The sequence below is a fragment of the Vulcanisaeta distributa JCM 11216 genome (assembly GCF_001315985.1).
In the GTDB taxonomy this organism is placed as follows: Archaea; Thermoproteota; Thermoprotei; order Thermoproteales; family Thermocladiaceae; genus Vulcanisaeta; species Vulcanisaeta distributa_E.
This window is the reverse complement of the sequence record NZ_BBBI01000041.1, coordinates 1-4,483: the sequence shown is the minus strand read 5'-3', so window position 1 is coordinate 4,483 and position 4,483 is coordinate 1. Positions and strand designations below refer to the sequence as shown.

General features: G+C 45.9%; 4 protein-coding genes and 2 pseudogenes. All 6 read left to right on the top strand.

The genetic code is table 11. The features are described 5' to 3' along the window. Positions 1–784, top strand: a pseudogene (locus JCM11216_RS13945) (hypothetical protein); the annotation flags it as partial. Continuing rightward, complete coding sequence (locus JCM11216_RS13940) at positions 781–1,149, top strand: hypothetical protein (RefSeq protein WP_054854586.1); 369 nt, start codon at positions 781–783, stop codon at positions 1,147–1,149. The pseudogene JCM11216_RS13945 and the gene JCM11216_RS13940, both read left to right, overlap by 4 nt. A gap of 56 nt (positions 1,150–1,205) precedes the next feature. Further along, on the top strand, positions 1,206–1,835 hold the full coding sequence (locus JCM11216_RS13935; RefSeq protein WP_054854585.1) for a hypothetical protein: 630 nt from the start codon (positions 1,206–1,208) through the stop codon (positions 1,833–1,835). Beyond that, positions 1,835–2,506, top strand: coding sequence for a hypothetical protein (locus JCM11216_RS13930; RefSeq protein WP_243676454.1), 672 nt, complete (start codon positions 1,835–1,837; stop codon positions 2,504–2,506). Before JCM11216_RS13935 ends, JCM11216_RS13930 begins: the two co-directional genes overlap by 1 nt. Before the next feature lie 114 nt (positions 2,507–2,620). Beyond that, positions 2,621–3,883 (top strand): hypothetical protein, encoded by a 1,263-nt coding sequence (locus JCM11216_RS13925; RefSeq protein ID WP_054854583.1) that lies wholly within the window; start codon positions 2,621–2,623, stop codon positions 3,881–3,883. Positions 3,884–3,980: 97 nt separating this feature from the next. Next, positions 3,981–4,483, top strand: a pseudogene (locus JCM11216_RS13920) (hypothetical protein); the annotation flags it as partial.

The following is a 4,483-nucleotide window of genomic DNA, read 5'->3' as shown; positions in this document are numbered from 1 at the left end:
TGTGAATTACGGAGAGTGGGCTAAGGAACAAATCAAGGGGGGGTCTAGGGAATTCGAGGGGGGGTTCATGAGGGAGTTAAGCAGGTTGATTAGGCAGGGCTTTGATGCATTAACAGGCGGTAAAACCTTCAGTGAGGTTTTCCCGAGGATTGCATCAATAGCGAGGAATGACCTGCTTGTTGACTCTGTCGTTAAGCTTCACCTGGCAGTCACGGCTAGGGACGAGGTCATTGAGAGACTAAGCAGTGGTGGCAGGTCCTCATTGATTGGGCTTATCGACTACGCCGACTCAGTGCGCAGGCAACCGCTTGTCGCCCTGCTCGAGCTACTCAGTGAGCTTGGCATAAACCTCAACAAGGCAGTTGAGTGGCAGTCATTCAGTGAGGAGTACGGTAAATTAGGCATTGAGCCCGGCGAGCTCAAGGCACTGGCCAGGGCATTGAGGGCACTCTACGAGGATGGATTCATCGAAATCGAGGCTGTCGAGGAGGTAGCCAGGGACTTGGCTATCAAGGCTTCAGTGGCTAAGCCAAACAGCGAGGTGTTTAGGGAGTTTCATAGGGATTTGTGGAGGTTGGTGCTGGCGAGTGCCAGGGATGCTAGGGATGAGTTCGTGAGTGTTAGTTCAATAAGTGATGATGGACTTAGGAATTTGCTGGCTAGGTACATGCCTCCGAGGCTTGCGATTGATGTTTTAAGCCAGGTCAGGCACTACGCAGTCAGTGAGGCTGAGGCGTTGTTGAGGAACCTAGCAAATAACCTAACAAGAAGGTTGATGAGTTGAGGAATAAGCTCAAGGACATGGATGCTCGATTAAGTGATTTAATGGGTAACGGTAGGGTTGGTGAGGCTGAGAGGCTAGGCAAGGAGGTTGGTGAGTTGAGGAGGGCGTTATTGATTTACGAAAACGCCTTAAACGCAGTTAACAATGCATTGAATGCCCTGAACTACAGCGGGAACATTGACCTTAGGACTCAACTGCTTAGGTTCTCTGTGAAGTCCCTAAGAGACTCACTAAGCAAAATCGCCAATGAACTCAGGGATGCTGAGCTTGGCATTAAGGCAACAAACCTAATCGAGGCAATAATCATCACCGAGGCTTTGATTAATGGCTTGAGGGTTTTAATCCTCGACACATCACCAACGTAATCATTTAAAACCACCGCAGGGGGGGTGGTTGGAAATGGGGGGGTGTTTAGTATGGGTTGGGGGGGAGGAGGTTGGGTATTGCCCTTGGGGGGGTGGTGATAGTCCTTGGTGTGATTGCCTACTTTGCCTACCAGTACATTTACCAGCACTACATATACCCACGTGAGGTTGGTAATGCATTTGCTAAATTGCTCTCTCAAATGAATCAGGTCAGTAGTAATGGTACAACCATCATTGCCACCAATGGCGTGCCTTCCAACCTGGAGTACAACATGACGTATGTTATTAAGTACACAATACCACCAAATCAAGTGCTTGCTAATGAGTACATGATTGGTAGTTTGAACATGAGCACTGTGTATGTAATGCAGGTATTGCTGCCAGGTAGTGAGGAGTATGCCTTATCAAGTGGTTGGGCTGACAATGGTTTTGTCACCATTATAGTCCCATTCATTGGGTTTAGCATGGTTGCTGAGCCAGTGAATTACACAAATGTGGGTGGGTATACGTGGACTCTGTACCACTTTAACCCATACTGCCTTGGTAATTGGACATTCATCATAAACCCAGTGAGTATGACCCCACTCCCAAGTAATGCGACTATTGATAACATGCAGAACTACGCAATTGTGGATAAGTACTTTATTGTGATTTACCACAATGGGAGTTTGGTGTATGAGGGTTGATGACCTATGATAATCATGCGTTCAACTTCATAAGCTTCAACCCACCACTGAACACCCCCCCACTCTTCCACCTCTCCCTATCTGGTGGCCCAATACCAAGCAATGCCTGCTGGGTTATTGAGGGCCTCATCCCAAATACAGAGCATTTAATGAACATAATCTACCTATCCTCAACCCTTAAGTATGTGGTGATCAAGGTCAATGCCTATGCCAATAACACCCCCCCAGCCTACCAGGGAATCATGAGTGAAATCCAATCACCAAAGGAGGTAGTAGTAACACTATCATTCTATAATTGGACTAATCCATACACTGGTTGGAGTTGGGAGTTGTACAATGTCACTAGTCCATTTACTCAAGCAATGGTTGAGGAGACCCTCAAGGCAATGAACATAACACCAACCCCCCCAAGCCAGGTAATGATAAATGGGAATAATGCTACCTTAGTCTTTAATAACATACCATTTGGTACTACAATAAACATAACACTACCAGGTGGTAGTTATGAGGGATCATCCAACTGCTGGCAATCAATATTTAGAAACCCAGTTGGTTACTATGAAGAGGTTGGTATTCCAAACCCAATTTCAATCCAGGCTTATACTAACATGAGCGTGGATTACATTGTAGTATACAATCCAACACCTTATGTATGTTCCTTCACTCCTTGATTTAATCCTTGGTTTTAAAATCATGTTCAATTCTTTGATCCTCAAAATTCTTGTCCTTTCTTATTGAATCATTAATGCTAATTAGTCCTGTTCTTTAAAAAGGGCCTCACTAACATGAGGCTTTCACTGCCTTGGATCCTCCCTAGGATTGCAGCCTTGCTAATCCTAGGCATTATTGGGATTGCAATGATTACACATGCTCAAGCAGGGTCTCAATGGTACCCAATATACTTCAAGATGGACTTAACACCTCAATTCCAGGGTTGGAATTTCACCATCCCCCCCAGCCGATATGACTATAGGTACCTATGGTTTAACTGGAGTGGGCAGTTCCAACAGTACCAATTCTGCGGTGGTGAGGATTCATTATTTGGTAGTACTGTACTGTACTATGGTGGTATTGCATGCCTAACATACACACCACCATATACAGTCACAATAGGCCCTGTCCAACCCATCCCAATTGAGGGTGGTACAAACCAGCCAGTGACTGTAACTGGCGGTGGTTGTGGTAGTACTATGTACTTCACATTCCTATACAATAAAGCACCCCCCCTTGGTTCTTATTACCCCCCCTTTAATGGTCAGTACCTAGTATTGAGTGGTAATTCACAAACTGCACAGGGCACAGACACATGCTCATACACTAATGAGAATGGCCTCCTTTACTACCCTGATAAACTGCTCGCTGATAGTGGTTATGTATTATCACCTGGTTCTGAATATAATTATGGCCCCTGGAGTGAGGTCACATTATACCTTTGGTATTTAGAACCAATAAATAATACTGGGGGGGTTGGTTGGTATTACCTAGACCAATACAATAAACCATATGATTACTGGTATGCGAATTTCCCAGCATCATATATTCCAATATCATCTTCAGACATTGAGGCAGATGATGTTTTTATTGGGAATGTGACAATCTCAGTGGAGGAGCACCCCCCCTACTTCCAGGAGGCCCAACCAGCGACCAATGGCCCCCCCGAGTACCAGAATGTGCCTGGTTGGGGAGGTTCATTCTCAGTTGACGCCACAATGGACATCACAGGGAAGGAATATACATATGTTCCAACTTATTCCAGTTCAGAAGCATTTCACAATCATTATGATGCAAAGATAAGCATGAATGCCCAGATTTACTACACAGACTTTGTCATAGTCCAGGCAGTCACTACCCTGCCCAATGGGAAGCCAACCTTAATACCAGCCCAGTACTGGAACCCAACAATAACAGTTAGTAAACCAAGCCAATGGAAGTCAAGCCTTCCATTTGCCAGTAATTTTGCTAAAAATACTGTGGTTAGTAATGGGCAGGTTGCTAACGACCAATTCGCCTGGCTTGGTCTTGGCTGGCTTAATAGGCTGAGGCACTAATTAATGATGCTTAGGCTCATCTTGGTAGGCTTGATTACGGGGGAATCAACGCCGGATTAACCTTCAGGCTTGGTGGCGACGCAAGGCACTCAATGGCGTGCCCAACGCCAAGCTAAATGCATTGAGTAAAGCATTGATTAATAGGGTTTTTCGTGAGCTCGGCATTAACTGTGACTCGGGTCACCTCGATTCTTTGAGCGAGGTTTTTGAGGACTGCGGCTTCGCATTCCCAGCAAGCGTTGAATTCACGAGCGAGTTCAACGCTGATGAGCTTAGGAACTCATTATACTCAGCCCCCCCGATGCCTATCATCGAGCCGTTATCAACGATTATTGGCTTGGCCTTGGCATCCTCATTGAGGGTGAATGTTGAGTTCTACAGTGATTTATGGCCTAGGCTAACCGACGCACTGGCTCAGTTGAGGGCTTTGGGTGTTGATGTCGCGATACACAGCAGTGTGTTTGATGTCAACAGGGTGTTTGTTTTTGATGAGGTTGTTAGGAGGTTGGTTAGGATCCCAAGGATTGATGAGGTTAGGGACACCACGGAGTTTAATGAGAAGGTCGAGGTCATTGGCATAAGTAGGAGGTTCGTGGAGGC

Coding starts and splice junctions, on each gene's coding strand:
- JCM11216_RS13930 (WP_243676454.1), top strand. CDS start 1,835: ATGACCTATGATAATCATGCGTTCAACTTCATAAGCTTCAACCCACCA.
- JCM11216_RS13925 (WP_054854583.1), top strand. CDS start 2,621: ATGAGGCTTTCACTGCCTTGGATCCTCCCTAGGATTGCAGCCTTGCTA.